Here is a 23,724-nt window from a genome sequence, read left to right as displayed (position 1 = left end):
AGGTCATGAAGGACAAGAGCGAATCGGTGCTGTGGCTTCCCACCGCCGACCGGGTGTTTCTGGCGGTGGTCGCGCCCGCGGTCGGTGGCGCCGTCGGATTCTTTCTCCCACGCTGGGCACCGTGGGCAGCGTCGCAGAAGTGGATCCCGTTCCAGGGAGTGTTCGAGTTCGTTGCTTCGTGGTCGCACTGGTGGGTGCAGTATCTGACCACCGGGATCGGTGTCGCACTGGGAGCCGCGTTCGTCGCCTTCGCATTTCACGACAGTCTCCGCGTCGTCGTCTCCGCGTCGGGCCTGCGTCTGACCGAGGAAGGCCGGACGACGTCGGTCGCTCGGGCCGATGCGTCGACGGTGTTCGTCGACGGCAAGGAACTCGTCGTCCTCGACGCGGCGTCGCGTCAGGTCGTTCGCGCACCGATCGAGGAGAAGGAACCCGCGGTGGAGCGTGTGTTCGTCGAACACGGCTACTCCTTCGTGGAGGGCGATCCGTACGAAAGCCTGTATCAGCGTTGGATTCCGGGATCGCCGACGCTTCCCGCCGAGGTCGACGCCGTGATGCGCGCCCGAGAAATGGCGTTGCAGAAGAAGTCTCGCGAGGATGCGTCCGAGCTACGTGAGGCGCTGGACCGGTTGGGAATCGTTGTTCGTGAACGCAAGAGCACGCAGTACTGGCGACCGCTGGTGCGCGGATGACCGTGTCGCGTCGGCGTACCGGCGATCTCGGCGCAATGGCGTTCTCGCTGTTCATCGCAGCAATGGTCGTCTTCGACGGGGTGACCGCCGCCGATTTCTCGAACTTGCGTGTGGCGACCGCGGTTGCGATCGGCGTCGTCGCGACTGCATTGCTGTGGTGGCGTCGGCGCCGGCCGGTCGGTATCGCGCTCGTGCTCGCAGCCTTGACGGTGTTCTCCGACGCTGCGGGCGGCGCGGAGTTGGTGGCGATCTACACCGTGGCATCGATGCGAACGTGGAGGGTCACCGCGGCGATCGTTGCGCTGCATCTCGTGGCTTCGCTGGTGTACGCACGCTTCTTCTCGGTCGGTGACTCGGTGGTGTCGACGGGAATTCTGAGCTTGGCGCTGCTCAGTATCCCGATGGCGTGGGGTGCGATCGTCAAGGCGCGGCGAGAGGTCATCGATTCGCTTCGCGAGCGCGCCGAACGAGCGGAGGCTGCGGCGGCGGACCGGGCAGATCGGGTTCGTGGCCAGGAACGTGAGCGGATTGCCAGAGAGATGCACGATGCCCTGGCACACCGGATTTCGATGGTGAGTTTGCATGCCGGTGCGCTCGAGGTGCGGTCCGACGCCGATGCAGCCGACATCGAGAAGATCGCGGGAACCATCAGAACCAGTGCGCACGGTGCGTTGAACGATCTCCGGGAAATCCTGGGCGTACTGCGATCCGACGAGGATTCACCACCGATGAAACCGGGATCGTCGATCGATGACGTACCGGCGCTGATCGACGAGGTTCGCGCAGCCGGAGTCGTGGTCGATTTCGACAGTCGGTTGGACGCGGGCGGCGTTCCTGCGACCATGGGGCGTAACGTCTTTCGTGTCGTTCAGGAGGGCCTGACCAACGCCCGCAAGCATGCGGCGGGCTCTGCAGTGCAGGTGTCGATTCGGCCGGAAGGAGAGGGGATGCTCGTGTCGGTGTCCAACGCGCTGGGCGGGCGCGACTCGGTCGTGCCGGGTTCTCGCACGGGGCTGATCGGTCTGTCCGAGCGGCTGTCCTTGGCCGGCGGTCGGCTCGAACACGGGGTGAAGACCGTCGACGGGTCGGTCGGATACGTACTGGAAGCATGGTTGCCGTGGCCGAGGTGATCGATGTTCTCCTCGTCGACGACGACGCTCTGGTCCGATCGGGTTTGTCGATGATTCTGCAGTCCGACAGTTCGATTCGGGTGGTCGGTGAGGCCGCGGACGGCGCGAGCGGTGTCGACGCGGCTCGACGGCTCGAGCCGGACGTGGTTCTGATGGACATACGAATGCCCGTCATGGACGGTCTGGCCGCAACCGAGATGCTCAGGACTAGCACGGGAGGTCCGGCGATCCTGGTGCTCACGACATTCGACACCGACGAGTACCTCCTTCGAGCACTTCGGCTGGGCGCCAACGGCTTCCTGCTGAAGGACACTCCTCCGCGGGACATCATCGAGGCCGTCAAGCGAGTGCAGGACGGTGAGTCGATGCTGTCGCCGTCGGCCGTCGGAACACTCGTGTCGGCCTGGCGCGAGCAGGATCGACGCACGGCCGGGGCCGACGATGTACTGGACGTGCTGACCGATCGGGAACGTGAAGTGGCAATCGCGGTGGCGCAGGGATTGTCGAATGCCGAGATCAGCGGGTCGCTCTTCATGAGTGTCGCGACCGTCAAGACCTACGTGTCGAGAGTGTTGGCCAAGCTCGGATGCACCAACCGAGTGCAGATCGCCATTGCCGTGTTCGAGAGTCGATAGCTCTCCGGCCTCGGTCGTTCGCCGAGCGTTCTCGCGCAGTTCTTCCGATTCCTGGACGGAGATTCAGAGGAGGACGATCAGCAGCACCACCATCAGTAGGACGACAGCCACTCCCACGCCCAGAATCACCGCAGGCGGGATGTCGACCTTGTCTCCCACGGCGTCGTCGACTGCATCGAGCACCTTGTCCAACGGATTCTTCTTCTTGGGCACGTCGAACGGGGGCGGGGCGTAGGGCTTGGGTGTGGTGTCCGAGAGCCCGGTCGAGCGCACTGCGGGAAGCCCTGCGACAGTGTTGCCGAATTCGCGTGACGGGCGGCGGGTTTCCGCGACGGGCGTGGATCGGTGTGCCCACCCCGGAACGACGCCGTCCGATGTGGTGAGTGGAACACCGCGAAGCGACGCAATGGATCCTTTGCTGCTGACCGCGCTCCGGATGATCTCGTCTCTGGCCTGTGCCATGGTCGGCCTGCGAGACGGGTCCGGCTCGAGCATGTGCAGCAACGCCGGGGTGAGATCTCCTGATCTGCTGGGCGAGATGATCTGGCCGCGAGCGACTCGGTGCAGCAGTGCGATGGAGTCCTCGTCGATGTCGAACGGCGGTCTGCCCTCGATCGCGGTGTACAGCGTCGCGCCGAGGGAGAAGACGTCGCTTGCCTCGGTCGGATCCTGTCCGCGTGCGACCTCGGGAGCGAAGTAGGCGGGAGTTCCGGTGATGACGCTCGAATCCGACTCCTCCACATCACCTTTCGCACGCGAGATCCCGAAGTCGCTGATCTTGACGATCCCGAGCGTCCGGCCACGGTCGGCGATGAGGATGTTGCCCGGTTTGATGTCGCGGTGGACGATACCTGCCTCGTGTGCCTCGGTGAGCGCGTCGGCAACCTGGGCGCCCACCTGCGCTACCTCGTACGGTGGCAGCGTCTCGGCGATGTTCAGTGCCTGCGCCAGCGACCGTGACGGCATGTACTCCATGACGAGCCACGGTTCTCCGTCCTCGATCGCGACGTCGTGCATGGCGATGGCATGTGGGCTGGACAGCCGCGCGGCGATCCGTCCCTCACGCATGGCGCGATTACGGACTTCGCGCGCGGCCTTCTCGCTCAGGTCGATCGTCGAGGTGACCTGTTTGACGGCAACTTTTCTTCCCATCAGCGTGTCCTGCGCAAGCCACACGGCACCCATTCCGCCACCGCCGAGCTTGTAGGCGAGGCGGTATCTGCCGGCGAGGAGATAATCGGGTCCGACGACCCGTGCGGTGCGTTGCTGCTCGGTCACGCCCACAGGTTAGTTGACAGTGAGCATCGCTGCCCGCGACGTCCGGCGTGACGCGCCGCCCCGGCCGTCACCAGCCGGTTCGTCGCTGCCTTGACGGAGGTCGCCGGAACGGCTTAACTTTGGGGGTGTTCGAAAGTCTGTTCGAAGGCGGGACTTCCCCATCGTCTTCGGAAGAGGGCCGAGTTCCACGATTCCATCACCATGGGGAGGTAAGCATGTCTGTTTCCGCCGACTCTCGGCACGGTATCTCCCGCGACAACAGAGTTGCTCGTGACGGCAGTGTTGCTCATGACGGCAGTGTTGCTCGTGACGGCGGTGTTGCGCTGGAGAGCATGTCGTTGCCGGAGAGGGTGGAACATCTTCGGCGACGCATGGCCGCTGTGCCGTCCAAGGGCGAAACACGCTCGGTCGCCCGTCCCTCGGTTTCACGGTCGAGTGCCCCTGTGTCGGCCGAGCCATCGGCGCCCGACAACCGCCTCGAACAGCAGAAAAGCACACGCGCACCTGCAAAAGAGGTGTTGAGTGTCCCGGAGGCGCTTGCGGCTGTCCTCCCTCACGGAGGCCTGGTTCGAGGGTCGGTGACCGCAGTGTCCGGCGCGGGTTCTCTGATGCTCGGCATGGTCGCGTCGGTCACGGCTGCAGGCGGTCACGTGGCAGTGGTCGGTCAACCGCGCTTCGGGTTGCTCGCAGCGTCCGAGATGGGAGCGCAGTTGCACAGACTGGCCATGGTTCCCGATCCGGGAGAGGACCCGGTGGAAGTGGCCGCGATCCTGCTCGACGGAGTGGACCTGGTCGTGCTCGGTCTCGGTGGTAGGTCGGTGCCGCCGTCGCGAGCACGTGCCGTCGTTGCACGCGCTCGAAGCAAGGGTGCGTCGCTTCTGGTGACGGACGGGCACTGGGACGGGGTGGATCTGCGGCTCGATGCGTCCGTGGCCGGCGTCGACGGTGTCGGAACCGGAGACGGTGCAGGCCGCGGGCGGCTTCGTGGTCTCCGGTTGGAAGTGCGCGCGCAGGGGAAGGCGATGCGCACTCGTTCCACTCGATTCGACCTACGTTCCGAGCGCGGCCGCGTCGAGTGGTTCGAGGTCCCGTCCATTGCGGCCGTCGGTGCCGACAGAGTGGCGGTGCTGGCATGAAATGGGAACAGGCATGAGCCGGGTGCTGGCGCTGTGGTGCCCGGACTGGCCCGCGGTCGCGGCTGCTGCCGTCGCCGATCTTCCGGCGACCAGCCCGGTGGCGGTGGTGTCCGCCAATCGTGTGATCGCATGTTCGGCACCTGCCCGCGCACACGGTGTACGGCGGGGTCTACGCAAACGTGAGGCCCAGGCTCGCTGTCCCGATGTGCATGTGGTGACGGCTGATTCGGATCGCGACGGCCGGATGTTCGAGCCGGTCGCCGCAGCCGTCGACATGGTTGCGCCGGGTGTGGAGGTACTGCGGCCGGGGTTGCTGATCCTCGGTGCCCGAGGTGTCAGCAGGTACTTCGGATCCGAGCACAACGCAGCCGAGCGGTTGATAGATCAGGCGGCCGCGGCCGGCGTCGAATGTCAGATAGGGATCGCCGACGAGTTGTCGACGGCGGTCATCGCAGCCAGGCATGCCGTGATCGTTCCCCGGGGCGGCGGGGCTCGTTATCTCGCCCCGCTGCCGGTGTCGGAACTGGCGGCAGAACCCAGTCTGGCCGCGGCGGACAGGGAAGACCTGATCGATCTCCTACGACGTCTGGGTCTGCGCACCATCGGTGATTTCGCGGCCCTTACTCCCGGTGATGTGGCGTCCCGTTTCGGGACCGACGCCGTGCTCGCCCATCGGAGCGCGAGGGGTGAGGCGGAGCGTCCACCGTCGGCTCGCGCCCTGCCACCGGACCTGAACGTGGAGTACCAGTGCGATCCGCCGATCGATCGCGTGGATGCAGCGGCCTTCGCGGGCAGGGGGATGGCGGAGAAACTGCACACGAAGTTGGCTGCCGCTGCCGTTGCCTGTACTCGACTGCTCGTCCATGCATCCACCGGCAACGGCGAGAACCTCTCGCGAACATGGCGATGCGCCGAGCCGCTGACCCCGGAAGGAACCGCAGACCGCGTGCGGTGGCAACTCGACGGCTGGCTCACCGGGCGTAGCGTCGCCAAACCGACGTCGGGCATCACGATGCTGCGATTGGAACCGGTCGAGGTGGTCGCAGCCGGTGAGCTCCAACTCGGCCTCTGGGGAAGCGTCGGCGACGAGGAGGAACGCGCCAGACGTGCCCTTGTCCGTGTGCAGGGACTTCTCGGCGGCGACTCGGTGAAAATCGGCGTGCTGAGCGGGGGGCGTGGCCCCGGCGACCGGGTGACTCTGCGCAGTCTGGGCGACGAGTTGGTGCCCCTGTCGGATCCTGCTGCTCCCTGGCCCGGCCGGCTCCCGGCGCCCGCACCGGCAGCAGTGATGGACACGTCTCCTCGGGTGACGCTGGAGGACGCGAACGGCAACGACGTGCACGTCGGCATGCGCGGAAGTTTCGACACCCGCCCGGTCACACTGCGGTGGGGGAGCAAGGCGTGGCCACTACGAGGATGGGCCGGACCATGGCCGATCGACGAACGCTGGTGGGATCCCACCGTGGGTACACAGGGCGCGCGCGTTCAGGTGCTGTTCGAAGAAACCCGTGCCCTGCTGCTTCTCTACGGCGACGACGGGTGGCGAGTGGAAGGTATCTACGAATGATCCGCGGTGAGGATCTACCATCAGTGCATGAGTCTGTCGAAGCGAGATGTTCCCTTGATCGCCAGTGCAGCGCTTTTCGTTGTCTCGCAAGCGAATATCGTTCGGCTGCTCGGTCCGGCCGGCCCCCGCGTCCTCGAAGTGCAGACGGCGTGGTCGGCACGACGATATCGAGAGATTCTCGAGAAGATGGACTCTCGAGAGACCGCGCGTTTTCGAAGCCACTACTACCCGGATTTCGTCCACCCGGCGATCTACGCCGTCGCGCTTCGTGCCGGTGCCGAGCGGTTGGGTGAACTGATGCCGATACCGCCCGCCACCGCACGTGTGCTTGCGCTCGCTCCTGTCCTCTCGGCAGCAGGAGATTACGTCGAGAACATCGTCGGCCTGCACCTGCTGGATCGGCCCGAGCACATCACCGATTCGGTCGTGCGAGCCACCTCGGCCGTCAGTATCGCCAAATGGACTCTGGCGCTGGGATCTCTGGGGTATCTGACCGCCGGCTTCGGTTCGGTGCTGGTGCGCTCGATACGCAGGTGATCGGCACCGGTCTCGTCACCAGTTGGCTCCGGGAACCAGCCTTCCGAGTCGCCTCGCCAGCTTGCCGACCCGCGCCGATGCGCTGGACGCGTCGTAGGTCGAGGTCGGAGGTACAGGGATCGGCTGAGATTCGCCCTGGTCTTCCGTCACTTCGCCTTTGGCCGCAGCCGAATCGGGGAACCGCCGGTAGAACTGATGCATCGTCCGGTCCTTGCCCTTCGGCGTGAAGATGCTGCCGAACTGACCGAGAGTGCCGAGTGGAGTGTCGATGCGCTTCGGCCTGTCGGTCAACGCCCTGATCACCATTGCCGCGGCTTTCTCCGGTGACACCACCGGGCCGACGTTCTTGTCGCCGGTGGGTGTGATCATCGGCGTCGCAACGAGCGGCATATGGATGGTCGTGAACGTTATTCCGTCGGACAGAGTTTCGGCTGCAGCCACGTCGGAGAACGCGTCGAGAGCGGCCTTGCTCGCCACGTACGCGGAGAAACGTGGTGTGTGGCCCTGCACTGCAGCGCTACTGACGTTCACGACATGGCCGAAGCGGCGCTCACGCATGTGCGGAAGTAGCGCCAACACGAGTCGGACGGCACCGAAGTAGTTGACGGCCATCGTTCTTTCGTAATCGTGCAGTCTGTCCGTCGATCGGTAGAGCGAACGCCGGATGGATCGCCCGGCGTTGTTGACGAGCATGTCCACGTGCCCGTGCTCACCGAGAATGGCCTTGACCGTCTGCTCCACCGACTCGGTGTCCGTGACGTCGCAGGGATACCCGTACGCGTCCCCGCCGGAGGAACGGATGTCCGCAACAACGCTTTCCAGCTGCTCGGCGCCGCGCGCCAGCAGAAGAACCGTTGCGCCCTTGCGCGCTGCGGACACGGCGCTCGCCTGTCCGATTCCAGAGGAACCCCCGGTGATGACGATGTGACGGCCGACCAGCGGTCCGCGTGGATCCTGCTTGCGCGCGCGGTCCGGGTCGAGGTTGCGCTGCCAGTGCGTCCACAGTTTGTCTGCATAGGACTTCAACGGCGGCGGAACGAGTCCGTTCAGCGCAGTCTGGGTGGCAGTGGACGTGAACACCGTCGGAAGCGTCAGATGATCGAGCATGACGGGTGGAACACCGAACCGTGTGAGCACGGCGTCGCGACCGTTCTTGACCACCCTCGTCCGCGGCGAGACGACAGGAGCAGCAACCGCCCCCGGTATCCCCACGACCTTGGCCTTCGAACCCGCGGCCGCGCCGAACGCGGAATACACCTCGACCATCGACTGAGGCTCGGGGTTGACGAGATGGAACACCCTCTGACCCAGAGGATTCCGCACGATCAGATCGACGATGGCAGTGGCAACGTAGTCCACCGGTACCAGATTGGTCGCACCGATATCAGGCACTGTGACAGGCAGGATCGACGGTAACTTGGCAAGTTCGGCGAAGAACGGAAAGAAGAAGTACGGCCCGTCGATCTTGTCGATCGCGCCGGTCTCGGAATGGCCGACAACCGCGGACGGCCTGTACACGCGCCAATCGGTAGCCGAATCGCGGACGATCGCCTCCGCCTCGAACTTGGTCCGGTGATACGCCGTCGGGAATCCCTGGCCCTTGTCGAAATCGTTCTCGGTGAACGTCCCCACATGGTCACCGGCAATTGCGATCGACGACACGTGGTGCAACCTCGCCCCCGTCGCCACCGCCAGATCGACCACGGCCCGGGTGCCGTCCACATTCGCCCCGGACTGCTCATCACCGGCGGTCAGGTCGTACACCGCGCCGAGATGAACGATGTGATCGACATCCGACGGCACCTCCTTCACCCCGAGCCCCGGTTCGGTGAGGTCTCCCACGAGCGGATGAACCCTGTCGTCACCGGGCAGCCCGGCGACCTGCTGTTCGAGCTTGGCAACCGACTGTTGCCGAACCAGAACATGCACCTCCGCAGCCGAATCGCGCTCCAGTATCAGGGGCAGCACATTCTGCCCGAGAAAACCCGTACCGCCGGTAACGATGTACTTCGCCATCCCTCGAACTTACTTGATAGTAAGTTCCTCGGCCACCCTTGATTTCGGACCGAACGTGGCATTCAGTCACTTGAAGTGACCGAACGTCACGTTGGGTCACTTGAAGTGACCGAGCGTCACATTGGGTCACTTGAGGTGAACGAACGTCACGTTCGGTCCACGAAGACAGGGATGCGGCGAGGTCAGTGACCGATACCGACTTTTTCGTGCACTTTCTTCATCCATGCAGGCGCCCACCAGTTGACTTCGCCCATCAGTTTCACCAGTGACGGGACGAGCAGCATTCTGATGATGGTGGCGTCGACGATCAAGGCGAGGATCATTCCGACGCCGAGGAATCTCATGATCGACAGATCGGAGATGGTGAATGCGCCGGTGACGACGATGAGGATGAGGGCGGCGGCGGTGACGATGCGTCCTGTCCGTTGTGCGCCGACGGTCACTGCTTCTTCCGTCGTGGCGCCGCCGGCTCTGGCTTCTACCATTCGGGACATCAGGAAGACCTCGTAGTCGGTGGACAGGCCGAAGACGACGGCGAGGATGAGGACGACGAATGTCGCTTCGAGTGGTGCCGGGGTGACGCCGAGCAGTTCGGCGCCGTGCCCTTCCTGGAAGACCCAGGTCAACACACCGAAGGTGGCTCCGAGGCTCAGCCCTGCCATCAGGACCGCTTTGATGGGGAGAACGATCGAGCCGAAGGCGAGGAACAACAGGATGAGCGTCGAGACGACCATGATCGCGATCATCGCCGGCAGCCACTTGGCGATCGCTGCGTTGCCGTCGTCGACGAGAGCTCTCGAGCCTCCGACGAGGATCTCGGTGCCCTCCGGCGGTGTCATCTGTCGCAGGGAAGCGACGGCGTCACTGGTCGATTCGACTTCGCTCTTGCCTTCACTGGGTTCGCTGAATGTTGCTTGGACGACGACGAAGTCGTCCGCGGACCCGGTGAACTGGACCCGGGCAATTCCGTCGACGGCTTCTGCCTGGCGGGTGATGTCTGCGATCGGGGCGCCCTGGGGTTTCTGCCCGTCGGTGCCGCGGAGAACTACGGTGGCACCTTCGCCCGTGGTGGGGAATTCGGAGTTCAGTGTCTCGACGGCGACGCGAGCCGGATCGTTCTGAGGCAGTGCGGTGTAGTCGACTTCTCCCAGCGTGACCTTGAGAATCGGCGCTGAGAGCACGAGCAGTGCGGCGACGATGACTACAGCGACGATTCCGGGAGTGCGCATCACCCGGGTGACGACGGCTCCCCAGAACTTCTGTGCGCGCGCGTCGCCGCGGTCGGATGCGCTACGGCTCCAGGTGAGCGAGTTGATGCGATGACCGAGTATCGCGAGCAGGGCAGGAACAGCCGTCAGCGACAGGATTGCCGCGCTGGCGACGGCGGCCATGGCCCCGAATCCGAGCGATTTGACGACCGGTTGCGGAAACACGAGCATTCCCGCGAATGCGCAGATCAGCAGCAGCCCCGAGAAGACGATGGTTCGGCCTGCGGTCAGCACGGTGCGAACTGCGGAGTTCTGCGGGTCGACGCCTGCGCGCATCTCCTCTCGAAATCTACTGACGATGAACAGTCCGTAGTCGATGGCGAGGCCGAGCCCGAGAAGTGAGGCGACGTTGATGGAGAACGAGCTGACTTCGGTGACCACCGTCAGCGCCCGCAGAATTGCCAGTGCGCTGATGACGCTGAGGATGCCCACGAACACCGGCACCGCGGCCGCGACCACGCCGCCGAAGATGAAGATCAACAGCACCAGGGTGATGGGGATCGCGATCGCCTCGGATCGCACGAGGTCGCTCTGCAGCGTGGTGCTGAAGGACACTCCTACCACCGATCCGCCGGCGAACTGCGAAGTCACGCCGGGGACGACGAGTTTCGGCGGCAGGTCGCCGAACGTCGAGAACGTGACGCCTGACTTGGGGCCGAGGGTGACGGTCGCGAGCGCCTTGGTGCCGTCGTTGGACAGGAGGAACTGCTTGGCTGCGGCGTTCGCCGTCCAATAGGACGTGACGTTCTCGACGGAGTATTCGTTCTGGAACTCGTCGAGCACGGCTGTGACATCGGGTGCGATGTCGTCGATCGTCTTGCCTTCGGGTGCGGTGTAGATGGCGACGATGTCCGGTGTCGGTTGCCCGAGGCCGGCGACGAGTGTGCTGACTTCGGCGGCCTCGCTTCCCGGGTCGATGAAGCCGCCTTCGCTGAGCTTGGAGAACACGCCGATTCCCCATACCCCGCTGAGGGCCACCGCCACGATGGCGATGGTGAGCACCCAGCGTTTACGGGAAACGACGAACGAAGCCCAACGTGTCACGTTCTCACTCCAGCTCTCTAGTTACATGCGATCGCAGAGCGAGCCTAGTGGCTGGAGACGACACGTTGATTTCTGTCGGTGCCGTGCGCTCTAATAGAACACACGTTCGAACGGTGTCTTCCCCCTCTGTTCGAACGTGCTGTTCGAGTTCTCGATGAACGAGGGGATGGTCATGGGCTGGAACGATGGTCCACCGACGTGGTCGGAGATGGAGCGGGTGCTGTCGGGGCGTCCTGCGCGGCCGGACAAGCCCGAGATCGTCGGCGACGGCGGGGACAGTCCTGCCTGGTCGCGTAAACGTGCGGCGTACGAAGGGTCGGTCACTTCGGCACCCGTGACAGGAACTCCGTATGCGGAGTTGCATGCGCATTCCGCGTTCAGTTTCCTCGACGGGGCGAGCCAGCCGGAAACGATGGTGGAGGAGGCCGCGAGGCTCGGGCTGGAGTCGATCGCCCTCACCGATCACGACGGTCTCTACGGGGTCGTGAGGTTCGCCGAGGCCGCCAAGGCGCTGGGTGTGGGGACTGTCTTCGGTGCCGAACTGTCGCTGGGAACGGACAAGTCGCGGGCAGGTGAGCTCGACCCGGACGGTACGCATCTTCTCGTGCTCGCTCGCGGCCAGGAGGGGTATCGCAGACTGTCGAGGGAGATCGCGGCGGCGCATCTGGCCGGTGGCGTCAAGGGAAAGCCTCGGTACGACTTCGACGCGTTGTCCGATGCCGCGGGTGGGCATTGGCAGATCCTCACCGGGTGCAGAAAGGGGCACGTGCGGCGTGCCCTGCGCGACGGCGGGCGGGACGCGATGGATGCTGCCATCCGGGACCTGGTCGACAGATTCGGCGCCGACCGTGTCACCGTCGAGCTCACTCATCACGGATTGCCGGAGGACGACGAGCGCAACGACGCGCTGTTCGACGCCGCCGCCCGCTTCCGCCTTCCGGTGATCGCCACGACTGCGGCCCATTACGCGACGCCGGAGAACCGCCGTCTTGCCATGGCGATGGCTGCGGTGCGCGCCAGAAGCAGCTTGGACGAGGCATCGGGATGGCTCGCACCGACCGGTGGTACCCATCTTCGGTCCGGTGCGGAGATGGCTGCGCTGTTCCGACATCATCCCGGCGTGGTCGACGCCGCAGCCCGGCTCGGTCGTGAGTGTGCGTTCGATCTTCACTTGATCGCGCCGAAGCTTCCGCCGTTCGATGTGCCTCCCGGACATACCGAGATCAGTCACCTGCGTGATCTCGCGCTGCGTGGTGCGCGCCTCAGGTACGGCTCGCCGACGGAACATCCTGCGGCGCACGCTCAGATCGAGTACGAACTGGACATCATCGAGCGGTTGGGTTTTCCCGGGTACTTTCTCGTCGTCCACGACATCGTGAAATTCTGCAAGGACAACGACATTCTGTGCCAGGGGCGGGGTTCGGCAGCGAACTCCGCCGTCTGTTATGCCATCGGCATCACCAACGTGGACCCTGTTGCCAACAAGCTGCTCTTCGAGCGATTCCTCGCGCCCGAGCGGGACGGTCCACCCGATATCGACGTCGACATCGAATCGGACAGGCGTGAGGAAGCTATTCAGCACGTCTACTCCAAGTACGGGCGCACGTATGCCGCGCAGGTCGCGAACGTGATCACCTATCGAGGTAAATCCTCGGTGCGTGACATGGCTCGCGCGTTGGGATTCTCTCAGGGGCAACAGGATGCGTGGAGCAAGCAGGTCACCCGTTGGTCCAACATCGGTGACCAGGAGGGAAGCGACATACCTGCTCCGGTACTGGATCTGGCGCGGCAGATCGAAGGGTTTCCGCGTCATCTCGGTATTCACTCGGGCGGCATGGTGATCTGCGATCGCCCCATTGCGGACGTGTGTCCGGTGGAGTGGGCGACGATGGCCGACCGCAGTGTTCTCCAGTGGGACAAGGACGATTGCGCTGCGGTGGGTTTGGTCAAGTTCGACATGCTGGGACTCGGGATGTTGTCGGCCCTGCATTACATGATCGATCTGATCGACGAGCACAAAGGCATCCGGATCGACCTCGCGGACATCGATCTGAGCGAGAAGGCTGTCTACGACATGCTGCAGCGAGCGGATTCGATCGGCGTGTTCCAGGTGGAGTCGCGCGCGCAGATGGCGACGTTGCCTCGCCTGAAGCCGAGTGAGTTCTACGACTTGGTCGTGGAAGTGGCACTGATCAGGCCGGGGCCCATTCAGGGTGGATCCGTTCACCCGTACATCAAGCGCCGCAACGGGCTCGAACCGGTCACGTTCGATCATCCGTCGTTGAAGAAGGCTCTGGATCGGACGCTCGGAGTTCCGCTGTTCCAGGAACAGCTCATGCAGATGGCGATCGATGTCGCGGGTTTCAGCGCTGCGGATGCCGATCAACTCCGCCGAGCCATGGGTTCCAAACGGTCCCCGGAGCGCATGAACGAACTGCGCGGAAAGTTCTACGACGGTATGCGTGAGCTGCACGGAATCGTCGGGGATGCGGCCGATCGTATCTACGAGAAACTGTCCGCCTTCGCCAACTTCGGTTTTCCCGAGAGTCATTCGCAGAGTTTTGCATCGCTCGTGTTCTATTCGTCGTGGTTCAAACTGCACCATCCGGCAGCGTTCTGCGCGGGACTGCTGCGGGCACAGCCGATGGGCTTCTACTCCCCGCAGTCGTTGGTCGCCGATGCACGGCGTCACGGTGTGCAGGTGCACGGACCGGATGTCAACGCCAGCTCCTGGTACGCGGACTTGTGCGGTGGTGGACTCGAGATTCGTATGGGTCTGGCCGATGTTCGTCACATCGGTCAGGCGCTCGCGGAGAAGATCGTCGAAGCTCGGGTACTGGGGGGCCCGTACACCTCGTTCCTCGATCTGACCGGACGTGTGGAGCTGTCCACCGCCCAGGCCGAATCATTGGCGACAGCAGGCGCTCTCGGCTGTTTCGGGACCACTCGTCGCCAAGCGTTGTGGGCTGCCGGCGCTGCGGCAGGGGAGCGGCCGCATCTGCTTCCCGGTCTCGGGGCGTCGACCCACGCGCCCGTGCTTCCCGGTATGAGCGATCTCGATCTGGCGTCCGCGGACGTATGGGCAACGGGGGTATCACCGAATTCGTATCCCACTCAGTTCTTTCGAGATCGACTCGACCGCCTCGGGGTGGTTCCGGCGCATCGGCTGTTGGCGATTCCCGATGGGGACCGGGTGCTCGTCGGGGGAGCGGTGACGCATCGTCAACGGCCTGCGACAGCGGGCGGAGTCACGTTCGTCAATCTGGAGGACGAGACGGGAATGGTCAATGTCGTGTGTTCGGTCGGACTGTGGGCGAAGTATCGAAAGCTTGCGCTCACCGCTCCTGCATTGCTGATCCGAGGCAAGGTGCAGAACGCCGAAGGGGCCGCCACCGTGGTGGCGGATCATCTGCAACTGCTGGATCTGCGGGTGCAATCCAAGTCGAGGGATTTCCGGTGAACCCCGCGCATCGTCCGATCCGGATTCCCCGCCCGCGACAGCCGAGCGTGCACACTGGAGCACGTGAAACTTCTGTTGCTGGCAGACACTCATGTGCCGAAGCGGGCGAGGGCACTGCCCCAGCAAGTCTGGGATGCCGTCCGAGATGCGGATGTCGTCGTCCACGCCGGCGACTGGGTCGAGGTCGACCTGTTCGACGCGCTGCAGGCCGCGTCGACACGGTTGATCGCATGCTGGGGGAACAACGACGGCGAAGACTTACGCGCACGCATGCCCGAGCGGGCAGACGTCGCACTCGACGGCGTCCGACTCACCGTCGTCCACGAGACAGGTCAGGCCACCGGACGTGAGAAACGCATGGCGGCGGCCTATCCCGACACGGATGTACTCGTGTTCGGGCACAGTCACATTCCGTGGGACACCACGGCCGACAACGGGCTGCGCCTGCTCAATCCAGGATCTCCCACCGACCGCCGTCGGCAACCGTTCTGTACGTTCATGACCGCCGACATCGAGGATTCGACGCTCGGAAACGTTCGCCTGCATCGAATCGAACGGTAGTGGCGTCGATCAGGAGTGCGACGCCTCCGACTGGACGCGGGCCTGATCGACCAGATCGTGGACCAGTCGGATGATCACGTCCATGTCGGTCATGACACCCGCGCGAAGCTCGTCCTGCTCCTCGGGGGACAGTGCGGGCGGGTCGTCCGAGTCCAGCGCCATCACGGTGTCGATCTTCGCTCGCAGCGTCTGCAACGGTTCCATCAACTCCTCGCCGGCGTCGGTGACGAGCTTGTTCTGCCGGCGGCCGGAGACGGTGAGCGCGGCGAGCATCTCGTTGTAGCTGGTGGCCAGCGATGCGAGTTCGTCGTCTCCGCTGACGACGATGGGTTCCAAGTCGCCGGTGCGCGCCACCTGCTCGGTGGCGTTGCGCAGACGTTTGACCGGTCTCAGCCCTGTTCGAGCCACCGCCGAACCGGCGATTCCGGCCAGGGCGACCAGGAATGCTCCGATCATCACGAGAGCGAGCGTCAGCTTCCCCAGCAGTGGATCGTTGGACTCGAGCGACTCGGCGACCATGACGGTTTCGCCGGTGGTCGTCCGCTCGGCCGCGACCATGTATCCGCGCACCTCGCGGAGGGAATCAGGCGCCGTCCCGTCGACGACTGCCTGCTCCTGGGAGTCGAGCACACCCGCCGAGTTCGTGAACGGCTTGGACTCGGTGTTGAACGTGACGAGTTCCCCGGTCGACGAGACCAGAGCTACCTTGATCGCGGGGCCATCGGGGCTGCTGACGCCGAAACCGTACGCGTTCGGCGGGACGCCCAACTGTGCTCCGGTGATGAGTGCTTTGGCGTTGCGAGACACTCGGTCACCGAGCTGATCACGAAGAGCCTGGTCCGCGACGACGTAGATGGCGAGCGCACTGACCGCGACGGCGAGAGCCGCAACACTGATCGTGAGGACACGGATGCGGCCGTGCAGCGTCAACGCTGTGGGGCGATGGGCTGCGCGGGGGATCACTGGACGAGTATGACCGTGACTGCTGAGAGCGTTCTGAGAAACGGGATTACTCGGTCGGTGACGCGTGGAAATGCGTTGGGCGACAGTGTTGTCGATGTAGTACTCTGGCGATCTTCGCGCATGCGGAGTAGTCCACGTACTCGGCGTGGTGAAAGAATCGTGACTCCCACATGGCATCAGAAGTGCACGAAAGCCTGTCCGGTGAACCGGAATCCGTCCGTCGCACCGTCGCCGCGATAGCGAACCTGCTCCTCGGCGCCTCGCGCTCGGCCACCACGGCAGACGCATTCGTCTCGACCTCACTCGGAGTGTCGAGCGACGACGTCGTCTGCGCCACCGAACTCCTCACGGTCTCCACGCGTCCGGCAGTGGCTGCAATCCTCGCGGACGAGATGTCGACATGGAACCCTCCGGTCGGTCCCGCAGAGGATTCGTGTCCTCCGACGTGGGAGCGAACGGAAATCGACGGCACGTCGATCTCGCTGCCCAAGGAACTTGCCGTGTTCTTCGTCGGTGGCTCGTTCGCCCCGATCGACGTCGTGGGGTGCCTGAGGGAAGCGTCGTTCATGAACGACGAATTCGAGCTTCGCATCTACACCCGCACGGTCGACGCCGAGGCGGGCAGGGCACTGCTCGCGCAGACGATGACCGCGGCGCGCGGTCCTCGAAACTTTTTCCGAGGGCGTGTTCTTCAGGCGACCGCGAAACCTGTGCTCGGCCTGTCGATCGTCGACCTTCCCCGTCAGGACCGCTCGAATCTGGTGTTGCCAGCCGAAGTGTGGAACGAACTGGACACCAATATCGCTGCAGTGACCACTCGCGCCGACCTGATGCGTCAGCTCGGCCTCGGCACCAGCCGAGGAGTGCTTCTGACCGGTCCTCCCGGTGTGGGCAAGAGTGCCGTCAGCCGTGTCGTGGCCGGGGAGCTGATGGGAGACGCCACCGTCATCATCGTCGACGCCCTCGCTGGATCTCGTGCGCTGAGGTCCATCTACGAGGAGACCAGATATCTCGGACGCACCGTCGTCATCCTCGAGGATCTCGATCTGATCATCGGCACGAGGGGAAGCGGGGGTCGGGACGAGCCGTTGGCGGAGTTTCTGACCGTCCTCGACGGCACCCGGCAGTACGACGACGTTCTGACCATCGCGTCGACCAACGATCCGAAGTCTCTCGATTCCGCGGCAACGCGGTCGGCTCGGTTCGATGCGATCATCGAGATCGACTACCCGGACACCGCCGCGACAGCCGAGATCCTGCGTCGGATACTGACGTCGATACCCGGCGCCGACGCTGTGGACTGCCATGCCGTGGCGCGGTCTTTCGCTACTGCGGTCTCCGGGGCGGATGTGCGAGAAACGGTGCGACGCGCAGTGCTGGAACACGGAACTGCAGTGACCACACAGGTGCTGCTCCGCACCATCGCCGACGGACGCTGGCGCGCAGCCGAATTGACGGGGCAGTACCTGTGATTCGTCGCTGCCGGTTCAGTCGCCCGAATGCTCGTCGTCGCCGGTGGCCAGTGGTTCTCGACGCGCCTTCTCGAGGACTTCGGTGGTGTGTCCGCCGTGGGCACCTGGTCCGACGTGGGCTTCGGCGCGGAGGCGTTCGACCATGTGCGGGTAGTGCAGTTCGAACGCGGGACGCTCGGAACGGATCCGGGGCAGTTCGGTGAAGTTGTGCCGCGGCGGCGGGCAGGAGGTCGCCCATTCCAACGAGTTGCCGTATCCCCACGGATCGTCGACGGTGACCACTTCGCCGTACCGGTAGGACTTGAAGACATTCCACACGAACGGCAACGTCGACGCACCGAGCACGAACGCCCCGATCGTGGAAATGATGTTGAGTGTGGTGAACCCGTCCGACGCCAGGTAATCGGCGTACCGACGCGGCATACCCTCGTTTCCGAGCCAGTGCTGCACCAGGAACGTGCCGTGGAACCCGAAGAACGTCAACCAGAAATGCCACTTGCCGAGCGTCTCGTCCATCATCCGGCCCGTCATCTTCGGGAACCAGAAATAGATACCGGCATACGTCGCGAACACCACCGTCCCGAACACCACATAGTGGAAGTGCGCGATCACGAAGTAGGTGTCGGTGACATGGAAATCGATCGGCGGGCTGGCGAGCAACACACCCGAGAGACCACCGAAGAGGAACGTGATCAAGAACCCGATGGAGAACAACATCGGCGTCTCGAGCGTCACCTGACCACGCCACATCGTGCCGATCCAGTTGAAGATCTTCACACCCGTGGGCACCGCGATCAAGAACGTCATGAACGAGAAGAACGGAAGCAGCACCGCACCGGTGGCATACATGTGATGCGCCCACACCGCGATCGACAACGCCGCGATCGCGATCGTCGCGTAGATCAACGTGGTGTACCCGAACATCGGCTTACGCGAGAACACCGGGAAGATCTCCGAGACGATCCCGAAGAACGGCAACGCGATGATGTACACCTCGGGATGACCGAAGAACCAGAACAAGTGCTGCCACAGCAACACACCACCGGTCGCCGGATCGAACAAGTGCGCACCCAGATGACGATCGGCCGCCAACCCCAACAACGCCGCCGTCAACAACGGGAACGCAAGAAGAATCAGAATCGAGGTCACCAGAATGTTCCAGGTGAAAATCGGCATCCGGAACATCGTCATACCCGGCGCCCGCAAACAGATGACCGTGGTGATCATGTTGACGCCACCGAGGATGGTGCCCAAACCGGCCACCGCCAACCCCATGATCCACAGATCAGCACCCACACCCGGCGAATGCAGAGCACTCGTCAACGGCGTGTAGGCAGTCCACCCGAAGTCCGCGGCACCACCAGGAGTGATGAACCCGGCCGTGGTGATCAATGCACCGAACAGATACAACCAGTACGAGAACGCATTGAGCCGCGGGAACGCCACATCCGGAGCACCGATCTGCAACGGCAGAATGTAATTGGCGAACCCGAACACGATCGGCGTCGCATACAACAGCAACATGATCGTGCCGTGCATGGTGAACAACTGGTTGTACTGCTCGTTGGACAGAAACTGCATCCCCGGCACAGCCAACTCGGCGCGCATCAACAACGCCATCAACCCACCGACGAGAAAGAACGCAATCGACGTCGCGATGTACATGATCCCCAACACCTTGGGATCAGTGGTCGTAATCGCCTTGTGAACGAACGAACCCTTAGGTCCCATCCGCGGCGGAAAAGGCCGAGCCGCCGTCACAGCGGGAGTAGGCCTAGGCGCTAGGGCAGTCACACAGTCCTCCTGAAGATGCGAGTGGAGTCATCGTAAACCCGCAACGGCTCGGGTACTACCTTTGGTCGTAGTTCGTTGCGGCGGAGTCGTGTATCTCGACGAAAAATCCCGCCACCGACGACGGTGGCGGGATTTCACGACGACTGTGTCGGTGAGCGTCAGTTGCCCAACGCGCAGAACTGGCCCGAGGACAGGTTGAGGGCGAGCGACCACTGGCCGACGCAATCGACGCCTGCGGCTTCGGCGGTTGCTCCCGAACCCCAACCCGCGATGGCGATGGTGGTTCCGCCGTTGTCCGCCCAGGAATGCGCGATTCCGCCGCCGATGGCTCCGGCGTACGCGGTGCCTCCGGCGCGCGAGGCCCCGAGTGCCGTGCCGTAGCCGGTTGCCAACGTGGAGGTGCTGCCCGCGCTCTCGGCGACGCTGACGGCGGTGCCGCTGTCGGTTGCGGTTGCGGTAGCGCGTGACGCGTCCTGAGCGGTGGCGCCGCAGCTGGCGTAACCGTCGACCTGGATGTCGTTCGCGGACGGAGGGGACACGCACGTCACCGGTGCCGCGGAGGCCACGCCGGCGCCGGCGAAACCAGCAGCGACGATGCCGCCACCGACAGCGAAAGCTGCTGCAGCACGGGACATTCGACTACTGGAGCGGAAGGAGGAGCCATCCTGGGGCGAGCGGCGGAGCAGAGAGAAAGGCGGAACAGCGAACAACAGGGGGGCTCCTTCACGGAATCTTGCAAATGGGTCGATGCGGCACACCGTACCCCGGTTCGGGCGTCAGGTCATCAGTGAATGTTCCCAATGGATGTAACGATTCGTCACCGTCGATGTCGTGGCCGTCTTCCGCATGTCGATGGTGCTCTAGCATCTTCGAAGATGAAGCGCAGTCTTGTCGTCGTTCTTGCCGGAGCGCTGGTGGTTCTCGCCGGATGCAGCGGGTCGTCCGACGGTCCAGCGGGTCCGCCGGCGGCGGATTCGTCGTTCACCTCGCCCGGTGTCGCGCTCGCGCCGGACTCCGGCGGAGCGGTGCGAGAGCAGGCGCCCTCGCCCGTCGAACGCAAAGAAGTTGTCACGGGCCAGATCTACGTCACCGCCGACGATCCCGTCGACGCTGCACGCGAGGCGGTCGGCGCGGTGGAGAGCGCCGGAGGCCGCATCGACAACCGAACCGAGAATCCAGCGACGGAGAACTCGACGGCCAGTAGTTCCATCACCGCCAGGATCCCCGCGGACGAGCTGACCGTGACCGTCGACAGGATCTCTGCCCTCGGCAAGGTCACCAGCGTCAGCATCACTCGTGACGACGTCACCATGCAGTACCAGGACCTCGACGCCAGGATCGCGGCTCTTCAGGCGTCGGTCGATCGGTTGCGGGCGCTCATCGCCGGTGCGACGAACACGGCCGACCTGATCGAAGCGGAATCGGCGCTGTCGAGCAGGCAAGGCGAGCTCGACGGGTTGGTCTCGCAACGCAGCTACCTCGGCGATCAAGTGGAACTGTCCACCATCACAGTGCAATTCAGCACCGACGACGTCACGCCGTCGCCCGGACCGGACAACTTCCTCGACGGCCTGGTCTCCGGGTGGAACTCGTTGCTCGACGCGATCGGAGACGGGATCGTTGCCGTGGGGCGTGCGATTCCGTGGCTGGGTGCGCTGGTGGTGGGAGCAGGTGTCGTCTACGCGGTGGTGCGGACGGTGCGTGCAGTCCGGCCGCGCCGGACAGTCGAGAAAGACAACAGCGACGACACGGATGCCGTCGGGACCGACGGCGTGGGGACCGACGAGAGCGAAGGCAACGCCGCGCCTCGGGAATGAATCGGCGGTCGGTCTGCGGTGCAGCAGTTCCGGACCGGAGTGAGTCGAGCCGGACTCACACCGCCCCGTCGAAACCGTGTTGACGCCAGGCCTCGTACATCACGACGGCGGCCGAGTTCGCGAGATTCAGCGATCGCCGCCCCGGGATCATGGGGATGCGCAACCGGTCGGTGACGCGATCGTCGCCCAGGACGTCGTCGGGGAGCCCGGTCGGCTCGGGGCCGAAGAGGAGAACGTCGCCCGGGAGGTAGTCGACGGACGTGTGGAATCGCGTCGAGTGAGCGGTGTACGCGAAGACGCGATCGGGCTTCAGTGCTTCCCATGCTGCGGCGAGGTTCTCGTGCACGGTCACCGATGCGAGGTCGTGGTAGTCGAGTCCCGCTCGTTTGAGTTTGGGCTCGGACATGTCGAAGCCCAGCGGGCCGACGAGGTGGAGTTCGCACCCCGTGCCTGCGACGAGGCGAATTGCGTTGCCGGTGTTCTGAGGAATCCGGGGCTCGAAGAACATGAGTCGAAACACCCGGCTCACTCTGCCACCACGCGTCGGGGAAGGATGGTGCAGGTGGACGAGGAACAGATCATCGGCGAGGACTACTCCGACAGCAGACTCGATCGGCAACGGTGGAACGGCCGAAGTTACGTGGCCTGCACCTTCCGGGATGCGGACCTCAGCGGCCTGGAGACGACGTCCGTGGTGTTCACCGAGTGCGACTTCACCGGCACCGATCTGACCGAATCGGTCCACCGCGACGCGGCCTTCCGGTCCTGTACTTTCACTCGAACCAATTTGCTGCACTCCACTTTTCGCAATTCGACGTTCATGGGTTCGACATTCGTGGACTGCAGGCTGCGGCCCGCGACGTTCGACGAGGTCGACTTCACTCTGGCAGGGATGGGCGGCGCCGACCTGCGTGGAGTGGACCTGACGGGATGTCGATTCGTCGAGGCCAACCTCGTGAACACCGACCTGCGCAAGGCGACGCTCGTGTCGGTCGACCTCTCCGGCGCGCGAGCCACCGGCGCCAAACTCGACGCCGCGGATCTACGCGGGTCGAGGGTAGACGGGGCGCTCTGGGTGGGGACCTCGCTCGTCGGCACGAAGATCGAGCTCACCCAGGCGGTGGCCTACGCGCAAGCGCAGGGACTCGCTGTCGAGGGGTGAGAAATCGGCCGGTGACAGACCTGGAACAATGTGGGTCGTGACTGCAACGATTCTGGACGGCAAGACGACCCGCGACGAGATTTTCGTCGATCTCACCGAGCGGGTTCGGACCCTGCGAGAGAACGGTATCGTTCCCGGCCTCGCGACGGTTCTCGTCGGCGACGACCCGGGTTCGGCCGCCTACGTGCGGGGCAAGCACAACGACTGCGCGAAGGTCGGGATCACATCGATTCGACGCGATCTCCCCGCCGACATCACCCAGGCGGATCTCGAAGCCGTCATCGACGAACTCAATGCCAATCCGGCGTGCACCGGATACATCGTCCAACTTCCGTTGCCGAAGCATCTCGACGAGAACGCGGCGCTCGAACGCATCGACCCGGACAAGGATGCCGACGGCCTGCACCCGATCAACCTCGGGCGTCTGGTGCTGGGCAAGGACGCTGCGCTGCCGTGCACACCGCGCGGAATCGTGCATCTGCTGCGTCGGTACGACGTACGGATCGACGGCGCTCACGCCGTCGTCGTCGGTCGCGGTGTGACGGTGGGCCGCCCGATCGGACTCCTGCTGACTCGCAGGTCGGAGAACGCGACAGTGACGCTGTGCCACACCGGAACCCGTGATCTTGCGGCCGAGGTGTCTCGCGCCGACATCGTCATCGCGGCCGCCGGTGTGCCGGGCATCATCACCGCCGACATGGTCAAGCCGGGTGCTGCGGTCCTCGACGTCGGCGTCAGCAGGACCGAGGACGGTCTGCGCGGCGACGTCGCTGCAGGCGTCGCGGACGTCGCGGGATTCGTCTCACCCAATCCCGGGGGCGTGGGACCGCTCACTCGCGCCTTCCTGCTGTCCAACGTCGTCGAACGTGCCGAGCGAGACCTCCCGGCGACGGTCTGACGTCGCATGGGCGCTCAGATCCGCAAGAACCTGCCACTACTGGCCGTGATGGTCGTCCTCGCGGCCGCGCTCGTGCTCGTCCTCGCGGACCGGTGGCGCCGCGGATCGTTCGTGCTGGGCGTGGCCACTCTTCTCGCGGCGGGTTTCCGGCTGTGTGTTCCCGAAAACCGCGTGGGGCTGCTCGCGGTACGAAGCCGTGGCTTCGACGTGTCCGCCCTCGCGCTGGTGGGCGGCGCCATCGTCTTTCTGTCGTCCTCGATCGACCCACTCGGTACGGACTGAGCGCCGCACCGA

At 64.4% G+C, this 23,724-nt stretch carries 20 protein-coding genes; 13 read left to right on the top strand and 7 right to left on the bottom strand.

Going from position 1 to position 23,724, the window contains the following annotated elements; translation table 11 throughout:
• Positions 1-5 precede the first annotated feature (5 nt).
• The 3 genes from BH95_RS08795 to BH95_RS08785 are packed head-to-tail and all read left to right on the top strand — an operon-like array spanning position 6 to position 2,457.
• Positions 6-692, top strand: coding sequence for a YqeB family protein (locus tag BH95_RS08795; protein WP_033189925.1), 687 nt, complete (start codon positions 6-8; stop codon positions 690-692).
• The gene (locus tag BH95_RS08790) at positions 689-1,822 is read left to right on the top strand and encodes a sensor histidine kinase (protein WP_019663623.1); all 1,134 of its coding nucleotides are present in this window, start codon (positions 689-691) and stop codon (positions 1,820-1,822) included. The genes BH95_RS08795 and BH95_RS08790 overlap by 4 nt, the downstream gene beginning before the upstream one ends.
• Complete coding sequence (locus tag BH95_RS08785; RefSeq protein ID WP_019663624.1) at positions 1,801-2,457, top strand: response regulator; 657 nt, start codon at positions 1,801-1,803, stop codon at positions 2,455-2,457. The genes BH95_RS08790 and BH95_RS08785 overlap by 22 nt, the downstream gene beginning before the upstream one ends.
• A gap of 63 nt (positions 2,458-2,520) precedes the next feature.
• Here the strand turns inward: BH95_RS08785 and BH95_RS08780 are convergent, their stop codons facing one another.
• Positions 2,521-3,741: a serine/threonine-protein kinase gene (locus BH95_RS08780; protein WP_019663625.1), complete on the bottom strand. Its 1,221-nt coding sequence runs from the start codon at positions 3,739-3,741 to the stop codon at positions 2,521-2,523.
• Between the two features lie 326 nt (positions 3,742-4,067).
• On the opposite strand from BH95_RS08780, the gene BH95_RS08775 reads away from it, so the two are divergent.
• The 3 genes from BH95_RS08775 to BH95_RS08765 are packed head-to-tail and all read left to right on the top strand — an operon-like array spanning position 4,068 to position 6,975.
• The gene (locus tag BH95_RS08775; RefSeq protein ID WP_230594067.1) at positions 4,068-4,871 is read left to right on the top strand and encodes a hypothetical protein; all 804 of its coding nucleotides are present in this window, start codon (positions 4,068-4,070) and stop codon (positions 4,869-4,871) included.
• Between the two features lie 13 nt (positions 4,872-4,884).
• On the top strand, positions 4,885-6,438 hold the full coding sequence (locus BH95_RS08770) for a DNA polymerase Y family protein (protein ID WP_037181935.1): 1,554 nt from the start codon (positions 4,885-4,887) through the stop codon (positions 6,436-6,438).
• Positions 6,439-6,465: 27 nt separating this feature from the next.
• Positions 6,466-6,975 carry a hypothetical protein gene (locus BH95_RS08765; protein WP_037181591.1) on the top strand — a complete coding sequence of 170 codons (510 nt, stop codon included), beginning with the start codon at positions 6,466-6,468 and terminating at the stop codon, positions 6,973-6,975.
• 15 nt (positions 6,976-6,990) lie between these two features.
• On the opposite strand, the gene BH95_RS08760 is transcribed toward BH95_RS08765, so the two are convergent.
• The gene (locus BH95_RS08760) at positions 6,991-8,991 is read right to left on the bottom strand and encodes an SDR family oxidoreductase (protein WP_019663629.1); all 2,001 of its coding nucleotides are present in this window, start codon (positions 8,989-8,991) and stop codon (positions 6,991-6,993) included.
• 182 nt (positions 8,992-9,173) lie between these two features.
• The gene (locus BH95_RS08755) at positions 9,174-11,303 is read right to left on the bottom strand and encodes an MMPL family transporter (RefSeq protein ID WP_037144593.1); all 2,130 of its coding nucleotides are present in this window, start codon (positions 11,301-11,303) and stop codon (positions 9,174-9,176) included.
• A gap of 172 nt (positions 11,304-11,475) precedes the next feature.
• Between BH95_RS08755 and BH95_RS08750 the strand changes: the two genes are divergently transcribed.
• Positions 11,476-14,763 (top strand): error-prone DNA polymerase, encoded by a 3,288-nt coding sequence (locus BH95_RS08750; RefSeq protein WP_052060010.1) that lies wholly within the window; start codon positions 11,476-11,478, stop codon positions 14,761-14,763.
• A 63-nt stretch (positions 14,764-14,826) separates the two neighbouring features.
• Complete coding sequence (locus BH95_RS08745; protein ID WP_019663632.1) at positions 14,827-15,324, top strand: metallophosphoesterase family protein; 498 nt, start codon at positions 14,827-14,829, stop codon at positions 15,322-15,324.
• Between the two features lie 9 nt (positions 15,325-15,333).
• Here the strand turns inward: BH95_RS08745 and BH95_RS08740 are convergent, their stop codons facing one another.
• A complete protein-coding gene (locus tag BH95_RS08740; protein WP_019663633.1) occupies positions 15,334-16,287 on the bottom strand; it encodes a HAMP domain-containing protein in 954 nt (317 codons plus the stop codon).
• A gap of 170 nt (positions 16,288-16,457) precedes the next feature.
• On the opposite strand from BH95_RS08740, the gene BH95_RS08735 reads away from it, so the two are divergent.
• Positions 16,458-17,759 (top strand): ATP-binding protein, encoded by a 1,302-nt coding sequence (locus BH95_RS08735; protein WP_230594061.1) that lies wholly within the window; start codon positions 16,458-16,460, stop codon positions 17,757-17,759.
• 15 nt (positions 17,760-17,774) lie between these two features.
• Here BH95_RS08735 and ctaD read toward each other — a convergent pair whose 3' ends face one another.
• On the bottom strand, positions 17,775-19,553 hold the full coding sequence (ctaD, locus tag BH95_RS08730; RefSeq protein WP_037159715.1) for an aa3-type cytochrome oxidase subunit I: 1,779 nt from the start codon (positions 19,551-19,553) through the stop codon (positions 17,775-17,777).
• A gap of 158 nt (positions 19,554-19,711) precedes the next feature.
• On the bottom strand, positions 19,712-20,188 hold the full coding sequence (locus BH95_RS08725) for a DUF6764 family protein (protein ID WP_037181587.1): 477 nt from the start codon (positions 20,186-20,188) through the stop codon (positions 19,712-19,714).
• Between the two features lie 240 nt (positions 20,189-20,428).
• Here BH95_RS08725 and BH95_RS08720 point away from each other — a divergent pair, with 240 nt between their 5' ends.
• Positions 20,429-21,370, top strand: coding sequence for a DUF4349 domain-containing protein (locus BH95_RS08720; protein WP_020113415.1), 942 nt, complete (start codon positions 20,429-20,431; stop codon positions 21,368-21,370).
• A gap of 55 nt (positions 21,371-21,425) precedes the next feature.
• Here BH95_RS08720 and BH95_RS08715 read toward each other — a convergent pair whose 3' ends face one another.
• Positions 21,426-21,890, bottom strand: coding sequence for a tRNA (cytidine(34)-2'-O)-methyltransferase (locus BH95_RS08715; RefSeq protein WP_026348292.1), 465 nt, complete (start codon positions 21,888-21,890; stop codon positions 21,426-21,428).
• Positions 21,891-21,923: 33 nt separating this feature from the next.
• On the opposite strand from BH95_RS08715, the gene BH95_RS08710 reads away from it, so the two are divergent.
• From BH95_RS08710 to BH95_RS08700, 3 genes are read left to right on the top strand one after another with little or no spacing between them, the layout of a single operon-like run.
• Positions 21,924-22,532 carry a pentapeptide repeat-containing protein gene (locus BH95_RS08710; RefSeq protein WP_037161963.1) on the top strand — a complete coding sequence of 203 codons (609 nt, stop codon included), beginning with the start codon at positions 21,924-21,926 and terminating at the stop codon, positions 22,530-22,532.
• A 37-nt stretch (positions 22,533-22,569) separates the two neighbouring features.
• On the top strand, positions 22,570-23,430 hold the full coding sequence (locus tag BH95_RS08705; protein WP_179275219.1) for a bifunctional methylenetetrahydrofolate dehydrogenase/methenyltetrahydrofolate cyclohydrolase: 861 nt from the start codon (positions 22,570-22,572) through the stop codon (positions 23,428-23,430).
• Between the two features lie 6 nt (positions 23,431-23,436).
• Positions 23,437-23,712 (top strand): DUF3017 domain-containing protein, encoded by a 276-nt coding sequence (locus tag BH95_RS08700; RefSeq protein WP_019667990.1) that lies wholly within the window; start codon positions 23,437-23,439, stop codon positions 23,710-23,712.
• Positions 23,713-23,724 lie beyond the last annotated feature (12 nt).

The sequence above is a fragment of the Rhodococcoides fascians A44A genome, assembly GCF_000760735.1.
GTDB lineage: Bacteria > Actinomycetota > Actinomycetes > Mycobacteriales > Mycobacteriaceae > Rhodococcoides > Rhodococcoides fascians_E.
This window is presented reverse-complemented; position numbering and strand designations above follow the sequence as displayed.

Bases quoted from the DNA above. Each gene is read 5' to 3' on its own strand.
- BH95_RS08795 (WP_033189925.1), top strand. From the start codon at position 6: ATGAAGGACAAGAGCGAATCGGTGCTGTGGCTTCCCACCGCCGACCGG.
- BH95_RS08790 (WP_019663623.1), top strand. From the start codon at position 689: ATGACCGTGTCGCGTCGGCGTACCGGCGATCTCGGCGCAATGGCGTTC.
- BH95_RS08785 (WP_019663624.1), top strand. From the start codon at position 1,801: ATGGTTGCCGTGGCCGAGGTGATCGATGTTCTCCTCGTCGACGACGAC.
- BH95_RS08775 (WP_230594067.1), top strand. From the start codon at position 4,068: ATGTCGTTGCCGGAGAGGGTGGAACATCTTCGGCGACGCATGGCCGCT.
- BH95_RS08770 (WP_037181935.1), top strand. From the start codon at position 4,885: ATGAGCCGGGTGCTGGCGCTGTGGTGCCCGGACTGGCCCGCGGTCGCG.
- BH95_RS08765 (WP_037181591.1), top strand. From the start codon at position 6,466: ATGAGTCTGTCGAAGCGAGATGTTCCCTTGATCGCCAGTGCAGCGCTT.
- BH95_RS08760 (WP_019663629.1), bottom strand. From the start codon at position 8,991: ATGGCGAAGTACATCGTTACCGGCGGTACGGGTTTTCTCGGGCAGAAT.
- BH95_RS08750 (WP_052060010.1), top strand. From the start codon at position 11,476: ATGGGCTGGAACGATGGTCCACCGACGTGGTCGGAGATGGAGCGGGTG.
- BH95_RS08735 (WP_230594061.1), top strand. From the start codon at position 16,458: ATGGCATCAGAAGTGCACGAAAGCCTGTCCGGTGAACCGGAATCCGTC.
- BH95_RS08725 (WP_037181587.1), bottom strand. From the start codon at position 20,188: ATGTCCCGTGCTGCAGCAGCTTTCGCTGTCGGTGGCGGCATCGTCGCT.
- BH95_RS08720 (WP_020113415.1), top strand. From the start codon at position 20,429: ATGAAGCGCAGTCTTGTCGTCGTTCTTGCCGGAGCGCTGGTGGTTCTC.
- BH95_RS08710 (WP_037161963.1), top strand. From the start codon at position 21,924: ATGGTGCAGGTGGACGAGGAACAGATCATCGGCGAGGACTACTCCGAC.
- BH95_RS08700 (WP_019667990.1), top strand. From the start codon at position 23,437: ATGGGCGCTCAGATCCGCAAGAACCTGCCACTACTGGCCGTGATGGTC.